The organism is Caulobacter sp. UNC279MFTsu5.1, assembly GCF_900114015.1.
GTDB lineage: Bacteria > Pseudomonadota > Alphaproteobacteria > Caulobacterales > Caulobacteraceae > Caulobacter.
Genome location: NZ_FORN01000034.1, coordinates 1 through 15,459, shown reverse-complemented (window position 1 = coordinate 15,459; position 15,459 = coordinate 1). Strand labels below are relative to the sequence as shown.

Genomic DNA, 15,459 nt, shown 5'->3' with positions numbered 1-15,459 from the left:
GAAGTCGGGGAATGGACGAGCTAGAGGCCATCAAGGTCACCTTCTTTCAGGAATGCGAGGAACTGCTCGCGGATCTCGAAGGCGGGCTCCTGGCCATGCAGGACGGCAATGACGACGGCGACACCGTCAACGCCGTCTTCCGGGCCGTGCACTCGATCAAGGGCGGGGCCGGCGCCTTCGGCCTGGAGCCGCTGGTGCGCTTCGCCCACGTGTTCGAGACCCTGCTGGACGCCCTGCGCTCGAACGAGATCCCCGGCACGCCAGACCTGACGGCCCTGCTGCTGCGCGCCTCGGACGTGCTGGCCGACCACGTCAGCGCCGCCCGCGGTCTGGGCGTCGTCGACATGGACGTCTCGGCCGCCATGGCCGCCGAGCTGAAGATCGCCACCGACCCCAACGCCGCCCCGGCCGCCGCCGCGCCGGTGGCGGAAGCGCCCCAGTACGTCGACGCCGCGCCGATCGTCATCGGCGCTGACGACGGAATGGACGACGACGACCTGGGCTTCGACTTCCAGCCGATGACCATCACTCTCGACGCCCAGGCCGCCGACGCGGCCGTGCTCGACGGCGATGTCTGGACGGTGTCGATCCGTCCAAAGTCGGACCTGTACCGCAAGGCCAACGAGACCGCCCTGCTGCTGCGCGAGCTGAGCCGCCTGGGTCCGATCCAGGCGACCCTGGACGACAGCGCCCTGCCGGCCCTGGAATTCATCGATCCCGAAGCCGCCTACGTCACCTGGAGCGTCCGGGTCGAGACCGAGCAGGGCGAAGAGGCCATCCGCGAAGTCTTCGAATTCGTCGACGGCGACTGCGACCTGGAGATCACCCGCGGCGAGGCCCCGGTGGCCGACGTGCTGGCCAGCCTGCTGGACATCGCCGCCCCGGCGCCCGCGCCCGAAGCCGCCCCCGTCGCGGTCGAAATTCCCGCCGAAGCGCCGCCCGTGAGCGCCGTTGGCCCGGCGGCCGAGGCCGCGCCGCTGGCCGCTCCGATGCCCGTTTCGGCCCCGGCGCCCGCCGCGCCGCCGGTCGCCGCCAACGCGCCGGCCCCCGCGGCCGCCAAGCCGGCCCAGATCGACGTCCCCGGTCCGGGCCAGTCGGTGATCCGCGTCGATCCCGAGCGCATCGACCGCCTGATCGACCTGGTCGGCGAGTTGGTCATCAACCAGGCCATGCTGGCCCAGCGGGTCGGCGAATACGGCATCGCCCCGTCCTCGAACCTGGCCATGGGTCTGGATGAGCTGGAACAGCTCACCCGCGAGATCCAGGACAGCGTGATGGCCATCCGCGCCCAGCCGGTGAAGTCGGTGTTCCAGCGCATGCCGCGCCTGGTCCGCGAAGTCGCCAACATGACGGGCAAGCAGGCCCGCCTGGTCATGGACGGCGAGAACACCGAGGTCGACAAGACGGTCATCGAGCGCCTGTCCGATCCGATCACCCACATGCTGCGCAACGCCATCGACCACGGGCTGGAAAGCCCCGAGGAGCGCAAGGCGGCCGGCAAGAATCCCGAAGGCGTCGTGCGCCTGGCCGCCCTGCACCGCAGCGGCCGGATCGTCATCGAGGTCCAGGACGACGGCAAGGGCATCAACCGCGAGCGGGTCCACTCGATCGCGGTCAAGAAGGGCCTGATCTCGCCGGACCTGACGCTGACCGACGAAGAGATCGACAACCTGATCTTCCTCCCCGGGTTCTCGACCGCGGACAAGATCTCGGACGTCTCGGGCCGCGGCGTCGGCATGGACGTGGTCAAGCGTTCGGTGCAGGCCCTGGGCGGCCGCATCTCGATCACCTCGCGTCCGGGCCTGGGCTCGACCTTCACGCTGAGCCTGCCGCTGACCCTGGCCGTGCTGGACGGCATGGTGGTCGACGTGGCCGGCGAGACCCTGGTCATCCCGCTGGCCTGCATCGTCGAAAGCCTGCGTCCCAAGGCCGAGGAAATCCGGCCCCTGGGCCCGGTCGGCTCGGTCCTGGCCGTGCGCGACAGCTTCGTGCCGCTGATCGACGTGGGCCTGACCCTGAACTACCGCGACCGCTCGCCGCCGCCCACCGAGGGCGTGGTGCTGCTGGTCGAGGGCGAGGACGGCTCGCGCGCCGCCCTGGTGGCCGACGCCATCCACGGCCAGCGCCAGGTGGTGATCAAGTCGCTCGAGCAGAACTACCAGCAGGTCGAAGGGGTCGCCGCCGCGACCATCCTGGGCGACGGCCGGGTGGCGCTGATCCTCGACGTCGACGCGGTGATCAACCTGCGTCGCCGCGGCCCGCCGCCGCCGTCCGATCCCACCCTCATCGCCGCGGAATAGCCACGATGACCGAACCGACCATCACGTCCAGCAACGAAACCCGCGAACTGATCTCGTTCCGCGTGGGCGAGCAGGAATACTGCGTGGACATCATGGCCGTCCGCGAAATCCGCGGCTGGAGCCCGGCCACCACCCTGCCGCAGTCGCCCGCCTACATGCGCGGCGTGATCAACCTGCGCGGCGCGGTTCTGCCGATCATGGACCTGGCCGCCCGCATCGGCATGCCGACCACCGAGCCGAACGTGCGCAGCGTGTTCATCGTCGTCCAGGCCGGCGACCGCACGGTCGGCCTGCTGGTCGACGCGGTGTCCGACATCCTGTCGATCACCGACGACATGTGCCAGCCGACCCCGGACATCGCCTGCGAGAACGTCCGCCATTTCGTGCGCGGGATCATTTCCATCGAAGGGCGGATGATCAGCGAGATCTCGCTGGACCGCCTGCTCCCCGAGCGCGAGGCCCTGGCCGCCTAGATGACCACCCCCTCGACCTCCTTCACCGATCGCCGCGAGGCCCTCGTCGACGGCGAATTCGCCTTCACGAGCGCCGACTTCAAACGGATCGCGGCCCTGCTGTACGACCAGGCCGGCATCAGCCTGCCCGACAGCAAGGCGACTCTGGTCTATTCGCGCCTGGCCAAGCGCCTGCGCACCCTGGGCCTGAAGACCTTCGCCGAGTACTGCGCGTTCGTCGCCCAGGACGGCAATGTCGACGAGCAGCAGCACATGCTCCGGGCCCTGACGACCAACGTCACCCGATTCTTCCGTGAGCCGCACCACTTCGACGATCTGCGCGCCAGCATCCTGGAGCCCATGGCCGACAAGGTCCGGGCCGGCGGGCGCCTGCGCCTATGGTCGGCGGCCTGTTCGTCGGGCCAGGAGCCGTATTCGATGGCCTTCACCGTGCTGTCGGTGTGGCCGAACGCCGCCGATCTGGACATCCGGATCCTGGGCACCGACATCGACACCAACGTGCTGGCCACCGGCCGGACGGCCGTCTACGAGGAGCAACTCCTCGAGGGCATCCCCGCCAACATGCGCAGCCAGTATTTCGAGCGCGACGCCGACGATCGCCGCAGCTTCCGGGTCTGCGAGGCCGCCCGCCAGATGGTGGCGTTCCGCGAGTTGAACCTGAACGGCCCGCACTGGCCGATGAAGGGGCCGTTCGACGCCATCTTCTGTCGCAACGTGGTGATCTATTTCGACGAGCCTACCCAGGAGCGGGTCTGGCAGCGCTTCGCGCCGCTGGTGTCGCCAGGCGGCAAGCTCTATGTCGGCCACTCCGAGCGCGTGGGCGCGTCGGTCAGGGCCTTTGAAAGCGCCGGCCTGACCGCCTATCGCAAGATGGGAGGTCGCTGATGGCCCGGATTCGCGTTCTCGTCGTCGACGACTCCGCCACCATGCGCGGCCTGATCACGGCCGCCCTGACCCGCGACCCCGAGATCGAGGTGGTCGGCGCCGCCGGCGACCCGTTCGAGGCCCGGGGCATGATCAAGGCCCTGAATCCCGACGTCGTCACCCTCGACATCGAGATGCCGAACATGAACGGCATCGAGTTCCTCGAGAAGATCATGCGCCTGCGGCCGATGCCGGTGGTCATGGTCTCCAGCCTGACCCAGGCCGGGGCCGAGATGACCCTGCGCGCGCTGGAGCTGGGCGCGGTCGACTGCGTGGGCAAGCCCACCAACGCGACCGGCACCGCCGAGGCCCTGGCCGAGGTGGCCGACAAGGTCAAGGCCGCCGCCCGCGCCTCGGTGCGGACCAAGGCCGACGCCGCGCCGGCGACCGCCCGTCGCCTGAACTACCTGCCGTCGGGCGACATCGTGGCGATCGGCTCGTCGACCGGCGGGGTCGAAGCCTTGCTGTCGATCCTCAGCCAGTTCCCCGAGACCGGCCCGCCGACGGTGATCACCCAGCACATGCCGGCCACCTTCACCGCCAGCTTCGCCGCCCGTCTCGACCGGGCCAGCGGCGCCAAGGTGCAGGAAGCCGTCGACGGCGCCCTGCTGGAGCCGGGCAAGGTCTATGTCGCGCCGGGCGGGGCGACCCACCTGGAAGTCGTCCGCTCGGCCGGGCTGCGCTGCCGCCTGGTCCAGGGCGACCCCGTCAGCGGCCACCGGCCCTCGGTCGACGTGCTGTTCAACTCGGTGGCCCAGGCGGTCGGCGACAAGGCGGTCGGCGCGATCCTGACCGGCATGGGCCGCGACGGCGCGCAGGGCCTGCTGGCCATGCGCAAGGCCGGGGCCCGGACGATCGGCCAGGACGAGCAGAGCTGCGTCGTCTACGGCATGCCGCGCACGGCCTTTGAACTCGGCGCCGTGGAGAAGCAGGTCCCCCTGTCCTCCATGGGCCAAACCCTTCTCGATCTGGCCTCCGCGAGGCGATGAACCCATGCCCCAAGCAAGCTCCATTTCCGTTCTCGTCGTCGATGACCAGCTGACCATGCGGGCGTTGATCCGCAACGCCTTGCAGCAGATCGGCTTCAAGGACATCCGCGAGGCCCCCGACGGCGAGGAGGCCCTCAAGAACCTGCTGGCCAAACCGGCCAACCTGGTCATCTCGGACTTCAACATGCCGAAGATGGACGGGCTGGCCCTGTTGCGCGCGGTGCGCTCGCATCCGCCGATCCGCCAGACGGCCTTCGTCATGCTGACCGGCCGAGCCGACCGCGAGCTGGTCCAGCGCGCCGTGCAGTTCGGCGTCAACAACTACTGCGTCAAGCCGTTCACCGTCCAAGGCCTGAAGGAAAAGATCGAACAGGTCTTTGGCCAGCTGACATGATCGGGCGAGACCCCTATCCAGACGAAGCGGGTCCGGCGATCAAGGTGCACGTCACCCAGGGCGAGAGCCACGTGTCGGCCGACCCCAACGTGGTGATGACCACGGTGCTCGGCTCGTGCATCGCCGCCTGCCTGCGCGATCCGACCACCGGCATCGGCGGCATGAACCACTTCCTGCTGCCCGACTCCGGCGACCGCAAGGACGGCGGCGACGCCGTCCGCTACGGCGCCTACGCCATGGAGCTGCTGATCAACGGCCTCTTGAAGAAGGGCGCCCGCCGCGACCGTCTCGAGGCCAAGATCTTCGGCGGCGGCAAGCTGTTCGACGGCCTTTCGGACGTCGGCGCCAGCAACGCCGCCTTCGCCGAGCGCTTCCTGCGCGACGAAGGCATCCCGATCGTTTCGTCCAGCACCGGCGGCCTGTCGGCCCGGCGCGTCGAGTTCTGGCCGGCGTCCGGCCGGGTCCGCCAGCGCCTGGTCGCCGTCGACAACGCCCCGCAGGACGTCCGTCGCCCCGCGCCCGCCCCGATGCCCGCCGCCTCCAGCGGCGACGTGGACCTGTTCTGACGCCCATGACCGCCCAGCCGCTCGCCCTGACCGACGCCGACGAGACCTCCCCCGGGCAGCTGCCCGTGGGCGAGCTTTCGCGCCGGCTGGCGGCGGAGCTGATGGCCGCGGCGGCGATCTGCCGGGACTGCGAGCACATCGCCGGCGACCTAGCCAGCGGCGGCGCGGCCCTGGAGAACCTGTCGCGGCTGCAGGCCCTGGACGAGCTGACCCAGCGCCTGCACGGCCTGTCCGACGTCCTGGCCCGCATCGGCCAGCACGCCTCGGGCGAGTGGAGCATGGCCGTCGAGCCGCTGCTCGAGGGCCTGGGCCTGGCCGACCTTGTGGTGCGCCTGCGCGACGCCGAGAACGGCGAAGGCTGGGACGCCACGGCCGGCGAGCTCGACTTCTTCTAGGCCATGCGCGAACCGCTTCACGCCTCGACCCGCATCAATCTCGAAAAGGTCGAGGTCCTGCTCGTCGACGACAGCGTTCCGTCGCTGAACCTGCTGTCCCAGGTGCTGCTCGGCTTCGGCATAGGGAAGCTGACCCGCGCCGACAGCGCCAAGATGGCCCAGGCCCTGCTGCGCGAGCGCACGTTCGACCTGGTGATCAGCGCCACCAACATGGCCGGGGTGGACGGCTACGAACTGGTCAAATGGCTGCGCCGCGGCGCCCTGGAAGCCAATCGCTACCTGGCCGTGATCCTGGTTTCGGGCCACACGCCGCCTTCGCAGGTATTCAAGGGGCGCGACGCCGGCGCCAACTTCACGATCGCCAAGCCGATCACCCCCAAGATCGTGCTGGAGCGGATCCTGTGGGCGGCCAAGGAAGATCGCCAGTTCATCGAGTGCGAGACCTACCTGGGACCCGATCGCCGGTTCAAAAACGACGGTCCCCCGGCCGGCGCCAAGGGGCGGCGTCGCGAGGATCCTCCGCAAGCGCTCCGGCCGCCGGGCGCCCAGTCGTTGGAGTCCGCCGACTCCGAGAAAGTCAAACCATGAGCGTCATGCGTAAATTCCGCGCGCCCAACCGCCTGTCGATGCTGGTGCGGGCCAACGGCGGCATGATGGCCAAGGACGCCCTGGCGGCCGCCGACGCGGCGCTGGAGCCGCTGCGCGCCGAATCCCTGGCGGTGCTGGACGCCGCCTTGGCCGAGATCGAGGCGCGGTTCGGCCGGTCGGCGGCGACGACCCGCGCCTCCGGGGCCTATCAGGACCTCTACACCCTGGCCCTGCGCATCATCGACGTGTCCGGCTTCCTGCCGGGTTCGTGCGTGGACCAGGCGGCGGTCTCGTTCTGCGCCCTGGTCGACAACTGCGCCGAGGCCGGCGCCTGGCGCTGGGACGCCGTCGACGTGCACGTCAACGCCCTGCGGCTGCTGCGCACCACCGACCTCAATCCCGACCAGCGACGCGCGGTGATCGAAGGGCTCAACAAGGTCAGTCAGCGGCGGATCGACGACGCCTGACGAAAGGGTCGGCGAAACAAGCTTGGCCTTAATGTGGCCGAAACGACACGATCGCCGCGTCGCTATAATCCGCCGCGCTCCAGCCATCTTGTGATCGACGGTTTCATTTGATACCGCTGGCATTGCTACCGGTGTCATGACACGCTCCGCGCGGATGTGACACCGGTGTCAAAATAGACGGCCAGGAACGGCCGCGCAGGAAGGAAGCGCGTACGCACTCTTCGGCCGGGCGATGCGAAAGCGTCGTTCAAAAAGAATGTGGTCACGGGAGGAGGATCCATGTCTCAGGTCACCAAGCAGCGCGTCCGTGCGCTGAAGCTCGGAGCGTCCGGCGGCGCCATGCTGACGGCGCTAGCCCTGGCCGGCGCCGCCGCCGCGCAGGAAACGCCGGCGCCCGCCACCGAAGACAACGCCGTCGCGGAAGTGGTCGTCACCGGCTTCCGCGCCAGCCTGGCCAACGCCCTGGACATCAAGCGTCGTGAAAACGACCTCGTCGACGTCATCAAGGCGCAAGACATCGCCGACTTCCCCGACCTGAATCTGGCCGAGTCGCTGCAGCGTGTGCCGGGCGTGTCGATCGACCGCGACGGCGGCGAAGGCCGCACGATCACCGTGCGCGGCCTGGGTCCCGACTTCACCGTGGTGCGCCTGAACGGCCTGGAAGCCCTGGCCACGACCGGCGGCAAGGACGGTTCGGGCGGCGCCAACCGCGGCCGTCAGTTCGACTTCTCGATCTTCGCCTCGGAGCTGTTCAACAGCGTCACCGTGCGCAAGTCGACCTCGGCCATCAATGAAGAAGGCTCGCTGGGCGCGATCATCGACCTGCAGGCCTCGCGTCCGTTCGACTTCAGCGGCCCGGCCATGAGCATGGGCGCCAAGATCGGCTGGAACGACCTGTCGCGGAAGAAGGACCCGCGCTTCACCTTCCTGGCCAGCAACCGCTGGGACACCGGCATCGGCGAGGTCGGCGCCCTGATCTCGGTGGCCTATGCCGAGCGCAAGACCCTGGAAGAGGGCTCCTCGACCGGCCGCTGGGAGAACCCCAGCGTGGCCAATAACTCGGCGACGGCGTTCCCGTGCACCGGCGCGGCCTACAATCCGGTCAGCGGCCCGCCCCTGACCTGCGCCCAGATCGGCACGGTGGTCGGCGGCACGACGCCGACCACGGCCGCCGCGGCCGGCACGGCCAACAATCTGTGGCACCCGCGCATCCCGCGCTACGGCCGCCTGCAATACGACCAGAAGCGCCTGGGCGTGACCGGCTCGCTGCAATGGCGGCCGACCGAGAACTCGACCCTGACCCTCGACGGCCTGCTGGCCAAGTTCACCAACAACCGCGACGAGACCTATCTGGAAGTCATTTCGTTCAGCCGCAGCGGCGCGGGCCTGCCCCAGACCGACGTCGTCAACTTCACCGCCGACGACAAGGGCCACCTGATCAAGGGCGCGTTCGACGACGTCGACGCCCGGGTCGAATATCGCCACGACGATCTGAAGACCGAGTTCAACCAGTTCACCCTGACCTACGACACCAAGTTCGGCGACGCCGGCCACCTGAACCTGGTCTACGGCCAGTCGCGGTCGATCCAGGACAACCCGGTCCAGACGACGTTCTCGTTCGACCGCTACAACAGCGACGGCTACAGCTACGACTACTCGGCCGACGACAAGCTGCCGAGCTTCAACTACGGCTTCGACCCGACCAACCCGGCCAACTTCGCCTACAGCGCCAGCAACGCCAACGGCGACGCGTCACTGCTGCGCCTGCGTCCCAGCAAGGCGGTCAACACCTTCAAGACCTTCCGGGCCGACGTCGACTACGAGATCCTCGATGGCTTCAAGCTGCGCTACGGCGGCGACTACAAGGAGTACGGTTTCTCCTCGTGGGAAAAGCGCCTGTTCTCGCGCAACCTGGCGGCCACCGGCACGACCTTCACGGCCGAAGCCGGCTTCCCGCTGCCGGCCGGCGTCACCGTCGCCGACGTCTCGCGCCTGATCACCGGCTTCGGCCGCGGCCTCGACCTGCCGTCCGGCGTGCCGACCTCGTGGATCGCGCCCGACCTGGACAAGCTGAAGAAGACCATCGGCTACGACTGCAACTGCATCAACGCCAACGGCGACTTCCGCCTGAGCGTGCTCAACCAGCTGGGGGCGCTGCGGGCGATCACCGAGAAGGACACCGCCTTCTACATCCAGGGTGATTTCGACTACGACATCTTCAACATTCCGGTGCGCGGCAATATCGGCGTCCGCTACGTGAAGACCGAGCAGTCGGCGACTGGCCACTACAACGCCGGCAACACCGTCGTCTCGACGCCCACGCCGTTCGGCGCCCTCTCCGAGCAGGTGGCGACCGACGCGGTCCAGACCGTGAATCGCGAATACACCAACACCCTGCCGGCCCTGAACATCTCGGCCCAGCCGATGGAGAACGTCTTCATCCGCTTCGCCGCCGCCAAGGTGATGACGCGTCCGCAGCTGCCGAACCTGACGCCCGGCTTCACCGCCATGAGCCAGAGCAACCAGACCCTGACGCGCGGCAATCCGGATCTCGATCCGATGCTGGCCAACAACCTGGACCTCAGCTTCGAATGGTATCCGGACAAGGAAACCCTGCTGTCGGCGGGCTTCTTCCAGAAGGACATCAAGTCCTACATCCAGCAGACCGCCGAGGTCATGCCCTGGTCCGAGACGGGGCTGCCCAGCAGCCTGCTGAGCAACGGCAACACCACCGCCACCCCGTTCACCGTCACGACTCAGATCAACAGCCCGGGCGGCAAGCTGCGAGGGTTCGAGCTGAGCGCCCAGCGTCCGTTCACCTTCCTGCCGGCGCCGTTCGACAAGTTCGGGGCGATCGTCAACTACACTCACGTCAAGAGCGACATCGACTACATCATCAAGTCGCCGACCTTCGGCGGCACGCCGCGGGTGCAGACCGCCCCGGCGGTGCTGGTCACCCAGCCGCTGGTCAACCTGTCGCCCGACGCCTTCAACGCCACGCTCTATTATGAGAACGGGCCGTTCAAGGCGCGGATCTCGGGCTCGTACCGCGACGCCTACCTGATCCAGGTCGCCCCCTCGGCGACCAACAACAACGACGTGCGGATCAAGGAAAAGACCTTCAACCTCGACAGCCAGGTCAGCTACGAGCTGGGCAAGTTCACCGTCACCCTGGAAGCCATAAACCTGACCGACCAGGAAGACAGCAAGGTCGACGACTCCACCCGCATGAGCTCGGAAGAATACGTGCACTTCGGCCGCCAGTTCTATCTGGGCGTGAAGTACAAGTTCTAGGACCAGCCAGGCTCCAGACGACGAAGGGCGCCGGTGCAAACCGGCGCCCTTTTTTCCTGCCGCGCGGTCGAGGCGTTGAAGGACCTCGACCGCTCGCGGGCCCCTACCCGCCCCGCTTCAGTGTCTCGCGGGCGATGACCAGTTGCTGGATCTGGCTGGTGCCCTCGTAGATCCGGAAGATCCGCACGTCGCGATACAGCCGCTCGATGCCGTAGTCGGCGACATAGCCGGCCCCGCCGAAGATCTGCACCGCCCGGTCCGCCACCCGGCCGACCATCTCGGACGCGAATAGCTTGGCGGCCGCCGCCTCCAGGGTCACGCCCGCGCCGGCGTCGCGCTGGCGGGCGGTCTCCAGCACCAGCGCCCGGGCCGCCAGGGCCTCGGTCTTGCTGTCGGCGATCATCGCCTGGATCAGCTGGAAGCTGGCGATCGGCTGGCCGAACTGCTTGCGCTCCGAAGCATAGGCCACGCAGTCGGCCAGCAGGCGCTCGGCCACGCCCACGCAGACGCTGGCGATGTGCAGCCGGCCGCGGTCCAGCACCTGCATGGCGACCTTGAAGCCCTCGCCTTCCTCGCCCAGCCGGTTCCAGGCCGGCACGCGGACATTGTCGAAGGTCACGTCGTGGATGTGGGCCCCCTGCTGACCCATCTTCTTCTCGGGCTTGCTGACGCCCAGGCCCGGCAGGTCGCGCGGGACCAGGAAGGCCGAAACGCCCGAACCACCCTTGGCCTCGGGATCGGTTCGGGCCATCACCGTGAACAGCGAGGCCTTGCCGGCGTTGGTGATGTAGCGCTTGGCGCCGTTCAGCACATAGTCGTCGCCGTCCCGCGCGGCCCGGGTCTGGACCGCGGCGCTGTCGGACCCCGCCTCGGCCTCCGTCAGGGCGAACGAGGTGACGATCTCGCCCGAGGCGATGCCCGGCAGCCATTTGGTCTTCTGAGCGTCCGTGCCGAACATCACCAGCCCCTGGCTGCCGATGCCGACGTTGGTGCCGAACACCGAGCGGAAGGCCGGCGAGGCGCGGCCCAGCTCGATCCCGACCAGGCATTCCTCCTCCATGTTCAGGCCCAGGCCGCCGAAGTCCTCCGGGATCGACAGGCCGAACAGGCCCAGCCCCTTCATTTCCTCGATGATCTCGGCGGGCACCGCGTCGTCCTCGGCGACCTTGGCCTCGATCGGGCGCAGCCGCTCGGCGACGAACCGCCGGACCGTGTCGATCAGCTGTTCGCGGGTATCGAGGTCCAGGGCCATGGCGTTCCTTCCGCTTCAAACATCTGTTTTGAGCGAACTGTAGCGGCGGAGCGCCGGAAGGAAAGAGGCGAGTGCGGATCGGCCCCGGACGTTTCGGAGACCCTTCCGCGGCGCGGCGTGCATTTCCGCTTCAAAAGGAACCCGTGACCGCTAGGCTCGCGCCATGAGCGATCTCCTGACGCCCACCAAGGTCGAGCCGCTGGAGGCGGGACAGGCCGCCGCCCTGGACCGCGACGGCTATCTGCTGCTGCGCGGCGCCGTGCCCGAGGCCTGGCGCGACGCCCTGCGCACCGCCTTCGACGCCGGCGTGGGCGCCCCGGATCAATGGGCCGCGCCCAGAGGGGCCGGCTGGCGCCACGCCCTGGTCGATCTGGATCCCACGGTGCAGCGGACCTGCCGCCTGCCGCCCCTGCTGGCGGCGGCCGGACGGATCCTGGGCGGCCCGTTCTTCCTCTGCCAGGTCGAGGGCCGCGAGCCCCTGCCGGACGACGGCCGCCAGCCCCTGCACCGCGACGGCGCGGGCCAGGACGCCGCCGTCGCCCTGGTCTTCCTCGACCCCTACGGGCCGGACAACGGCGCCACCCGCGTGGTTCCGCGCCCGCGCGACGCCAAGGAACCGGGCGGCGAACCGGACGAGGCCGCGTCCATGGTCCTGGCGGGCGAGGCCGGCGACATCCTGGTGTTTGACGCCGACCTGCTGCACGGCGCCACCCGCAACCGCTCCGGCGCGCGGCGGCGCTCGCTCCTGCTGAGCTTCAAGCTTGAGCGCGACCGGGCGGGCGAGGACGCCTGCCGCGCCATCCGCAACGTGCGCATGGACACCCGCGAGACGTTCGTCCCTTAAGCGGCGCCTACGCCTTTCCGGCCTCGGCCCGCGCCAGGACGCTACGTCGCACCCCGTACAGCAGATACACCGCCGCCCCGATCAGGTGGGCGTACAGGAAGTAGCGCTGGGTCTTGGCCGGCAGGCTGTAGAACAGGTACAGGCACCCCAGGATGGCGCCGGGGGCCACGACCTGCCACAGCGGCGTGGAGAACAGCCGCGGCCGGTTCGGGTCGCGCACCCGCAGGATGATCACCGACAGGCCCACGGCGATGAACGCCGCCAGGGTGCCGGCGTTGGCCAACTCGGCGATGTCCTTCAGCGACAGCAGGCCCGACAGCAGGGCCGACAGGGCGCCGGTCAGCAGGGTCATCAGCACCGGCGTGCCGGTCTTGGCGTTCACCCGCGACAGGGCGGGCGGCAGCAGGCCGTCGCGGGCCATCACGAAGAAGATCCGGCTCTGGCCGTACATGAAGGCCAGGATCACGGTCGGCAGGGCGACCACCGCGGCCAGGGCCACCAGCTGGGCCATCCTCGGATGCTTCAGGCTCTCCAGGATGAAGACCAGCGGCGCCTCGCTCTTGGAGAACACCTCGGCCCGCGAGGCCCCGATGGCGACGGCGGCCACCAACATGTAGATCAAGGTGCAGGCCAGCATCGAGCCGACGATGCCGATGGTCAGGTCTCGCTTGGGGTTCTTGGTCTCCTCGGCGGCGGTCGAGACCGCGTCGAAGCCGTAGAAGGCGAAGAAGATCAGGCTGGCGGCGGCCATCACCCCGACCTTGACCCCGTCCGGTCCGGCCGTGGCGGCGAAGCCCTGCGGCATGAACGGCGTGAAGTGGCTGGCGTCGAAGGCCGGCAGGCACAGCACCACGAACACCGCCAGGGCCGTGATCTTGATCACCACCAGCACCATGTTGACCGTGGCGCTCTCCTTGGTGCCCAGGGCCAGCAGCCCCGCCACCGCGAACGAGATGATCACCGCCGGCAGGTTGACCAGGCCGCCGGCGTGCGGGCCGGCCAGCAGGATCTCGGGGAAGCCGGCCATCCGGAACAGACCCTGGGCGTGGGCCGACCAGCCCACCGCCACGGCCGCGCAGACCAGGGTGTATTCGAGGATCAGGCTCCAGCCGACGAACCAGGCCACCGGCTCGCCCATGGCCACGTAGCTGTAGGTGTAGGCGCTGCCCGAGGCCGGGATCATCGTCGACAGCTCGGCGTAGCACAGGGCCGCGCAGGCGCAGACCGCCCCGGCGATCAGGAACGACAGCATCACCCCCGGCCCCGCCAGCCCGGCCCCGACCCCGGTCAGGGTGTAGATGCCGGTGCCGACGATGGCCCCGACGCCCAGGGCGACCAGGTGATACCAGCTGAGGGTCTTCTTCAGGGCGTGGGCGGCGTCGCCGCCGGCCGTATCGATCGCCTTGCGGCGGTTCCAGATGCTCAAGCTCTTCTCCCGACTCGTCGCCGGGGACGATGGGCCAGCGCGCCGCCGCCGCCAAGGGGGAGAATTTGCTCCGCCGACGACGGATTCTGACAAGCCCGTGCAGCGGGACTGCATGAACGGGTGAGACGTCGCCCTTCTCCCTCCTTCAGGATGGCGGGCGTCATCCATGGATCTGCTGCAAGAAGACCTGTCATCCCGGACAAGCCCGGCGAAAGCCGGGCGCGGATCCGGGATCGCCGCAAGCGCCGAGGTCACGCGTCGGTCCCGGATCTTCGCGCTGCGCGCTCGTCCGGGATGACAATCGCTTTTGGGTCTATGCGATTGCCTTGCGGAAGGGAGGGAGCCCTTCAGATCACCGCGTCGAAGGCCGCCCAGTTGGGCGTCTGGGCGTCCGGGTGGGCCTTGCGGCCGCGGTTGGCGATCCGGGTGTAGAGCAGCTTCACGCAGCGGCTGCCGGTGGTCTCGAACAGGAACGGGAAGATCCCGTGGACGAAGCAGGCCAGGCCGCCCAGCAGCATCGGGACGGCGAAGCTCCAGGCCACGGCCATGTGCTGGCCATAGGTCTCGCCGACCGAACGGGGATGGCGGGTGAACAGGTCGAGCATGGCGATCCCCGTGGCGGCGTGCGATTCCATGATGCCACGTTTCGCGAAAATGACATGGTCTCAGTCGGGGCCTCATGGCAGGTATGGAGAATTCAGTTCTCCAGATACGGCTGCACAGAGAATGATTTCGCTGGACCAGATCGACCGCCGCCTGCTGGCCATCCTGCAGCAGGACGCCACCGTCCCCATCGCCGAGCTGGCCGAACGGGTGGGGCTGTCCCAAACCCCGTGCTGGAAGCGGGTCAAGCGGCTGCAGGACGGCGGCGTGATCACCGCCCGCGTCGCCCTGATCGACCGCGAGGCCCTGGACCTGCCCCTGACCGTGTTCGTGGCCGTCAAGACCGGCCGCCACGACGAGGAGTGGCTGGCGACCTTCGCGGCCGGGGCCAAGGCCCTGCCCGAGGTGGTCGAGTTCTACCGGATGAGCGGCGACGTCGACTATCTGCTCAAGGTCGTGGTCCGCGACATCGCCGCCTATGACCGCTTCTACCGCCGCCTGATCGCCACCGCCCCGCTGACCGACGTGTCGTCGAGCTTCGCCATGGAGCAGATCAAGTTCACCACGGCCCTGCCGATCGCCACGGGGTGAGCCGGTCATGGACGGGACGCTTTCTGGCTCGTTCGGCGCGGTGAACACTTGCCCCCTACGGACCGCTTCGCGGTCGTCTTGCCCCAGAGGGGGAAGAGCGCTCCGCCCCCTGTGGGGGCGGACAGGCGGCGAAGCCGCTAGGTGGGGGCAGGTGTTCGCGGGCGTGGCGTCACAGACACGGCTTTTCGACCTCGGGCTTTCGCGACGAGTGGCTGGGGAGGCGCGGAGCGGTCCGGGCCGAGCCCGGATGACCGTGGGTGTTGTGTGTGCGTTTCGGCTAGACCTGACCGCTCCGCCGAACCGTTCTTCTCAAGGGACGTCGACTGAGGGCCTGTTTCATCCCGGTCGACGTT

At 68.8% G+C, this 15,459-nt stretch carries 15 protein-coding genes; 12 read left to right on the top strand and 3 right to left on the bottom strand.

The window, feature by feature from the left end; all coding sequences use genetic code 11:
* Positions 1–11: 11 nt before the first annotated feature.
* The 10 genes from BM066_RS17610 (at position 12) to BM066_RS17565 (ending at position 10,390) form a co-directional block, all read left to right on the top strand.
* Entirely contained in the window at positions 12–2,300 is a 2,289-nt protein-coding gene (locus tag BM066_RS17610; protein WP_089929731.1) for a chemotaxis protein CheA, read from the top strand.
* 5 nt (positions 2,301–2,305) lie between these two features.
* A complete protein-coding gene (locus tag BM066_RS17605; RefSeq protein WP_089929730.1) occupies positions 2,306–2,773 on the top strand; it encodes a chemotaxis protein CheW in 468 nt (155 codons plus the stop codon).
* The gene (locus BM066_RS17600; RefSeq protein ID WP_089929729.1) at positions 2,774–3,658 is read left to right on the top strand and encodes a CheR family methyltransferase; all 885 of its coding nucleotides are present in this window, start codon (positions 2,774–2,776) and stop codon (positions 3,656–3,658) included. It begins immediately after the preceding gene.
* Positions 3,658–4,686 carry a protein-glutamate methylesterase/protein-glutamine glutaminase gene (locus BM066_RS17595; RefSeq protein WP_089929728.1) on the top strand — a complete coding sequence of 343 codons (1,029 nt, stop codon included), beginning with the start codon at positions 3,658–3,660 and terminating at the stop codon, positions 4,684–4,686. The genes BM066_RS17600 and BM066_RS17595 overlap by 1 nt, the downstream gene beginning before the upstream one ends.
* A 4-nt stretch (positions 4,687–4,690) precedes the next feature.
* The gene (locus tag BM066_RS17590) at positions 4,691–5,080 is read left to right on the top strand and encodes a response regulator (protein WP_019847929.1); all 390 of its coding nucleotides are present in this window, start codon (positions 4,691–4,693) and stop codon (positions 5,078–5,080) included.
* Positions 5,077–5,646: a chemotaxis protein CheD gene (locus BM066_RS17585; protein ID WP_089929727.1), complete on the top strand. Its 570-nt coding sequence runs from the start codon at positions 5,077–5,079 to the stop codon at positions 5,644–5,646. Before BM066_RS17590 ends, BM066_RS17585 begins: the two co-directional genes overlap by 4 nt.
* A 5-nt stretch (positions 5,647–5,651) precedes the next feature.
* Entirely contained in the window at positions 5,652–6,041 is a 390-nt protein-coding gene (locus tag BM066_RS17580; protein ID WP_089929726.1) for a chemotaxis protein CheU, read from the top strand.
* A 3-nt stretch (positions 6,042–6,044) separates the two neighbouring features.
* Entirely contained in the window at positions 6,045–6,629 is a 585-nt protein-coding gene (locus BM066_RS17575; RefSeq protein ID WP_089929725.1) for a response regulator, read from the top strand.
* A complete protein-coding gene (locus BM066_RS17570) occupies positions 6,626–7,096 on the top strand; it encodes a chemotaxis protein CheE (RefSeq protein ID WP_089929724.1) in 471 nt (156 codons plus the stop codon). Before BM066_RS17575 ends, BM066_RS17570 begins: the two co-directional genes overlap by 4 nt.
* Positions 7,097–7,375: 279 nt before the next feature.
* Positions 7,376–10,390, top strand: a complete 3,015-nt coding sequence (locus BM066_RS17565) for a TonB-dependent receptor (protein WP_089929723.1) — start codon at positions 7,376–7,378, stop codon at positions 10,388–10,390.
* 103 nt (positions 10,391–10,493) lie between these two features.
* On the opposite strand, the gene BM066_RS17560 is transcribed toward BM066_RS17565, so the two are convergent.
* Positions 10,494–11,642: an acyl-CoA dehydrogenase family protein gene (locus BM066_RS17560; RefSeq protein ID WP_089929722.1), complete on the bottom strand. Its 1,149-nt coding sequence runs from the start codon at positions 11,640–11,642 to the stop codon at positions 10,494–10,496.
* A 163-nt stretch (positions 11,643–11,805) separates the two neighbouring features.
* Between BM066_RS17560 and BM066_RS17555 the strand changes: the two genes are divergently transcribed.
* On the top strand, positions 11,806–12,486 hold the full coding sequence (locus tag BM066_RS17555; protein ID WP_089929721.1) for a phytanoyl-CoA dioxygenase family protein: 681 nt from the start codon (positions 11,806–11,808) through the stop codon (positions 12,484–12,486).
* Positions 12,487–12,493: 7 nt separating this feature from the next.
* Here BM066_RS17555 and BM066_RS17550 read toward each other — a convergent pair whose 3' ends face one another.
* Together BM066_RS17550 and BM066_RS17540 are read right to left on the bottom strand one after the other, a co-directional pair.
* Positions 12,494–13,912 carry an amino acid permease gene (locus BM066_RS17550; RefSeq protein WP_089929720.1) on the bottom strand — a complete coding sequence of 473 codons (1,419 nt, stop codon included), beginning with the start codon at positions 13,910–13,912 and terminating at the stop codon, positions 12,494–12,496.
* Positions 13,913–14,259: 347 nt separating this feature from the next.
* The gene (locus BM066_RS17540) at positions 14,260–14,517 is read right to left on the bottom strand and encodes a DUF6356 family protein (protein WP_089929763.1); all 258 of its coding nucleotides are present in this window, start codon (positions 14,515–14,517) and stop codon (positions 14,260–14,262) included.
* 121 nt (positions 14,518–14,638) lie between these two features.
* Between BM066_RS17540 and BM066_RS17535 the strand changes: the two genes are divergently transcribed.
* Entirely contained in the window at positions 14,639–15,106 is a 468-nt protein-coding gene (locus BM066_RS17535) for an Lrp/AsnC family transcriptional regulator (protein ID WP_089929718.1), read from the top strand.
* Positions 15,107–15,459 lie beyond the last annotated feature (353 nt).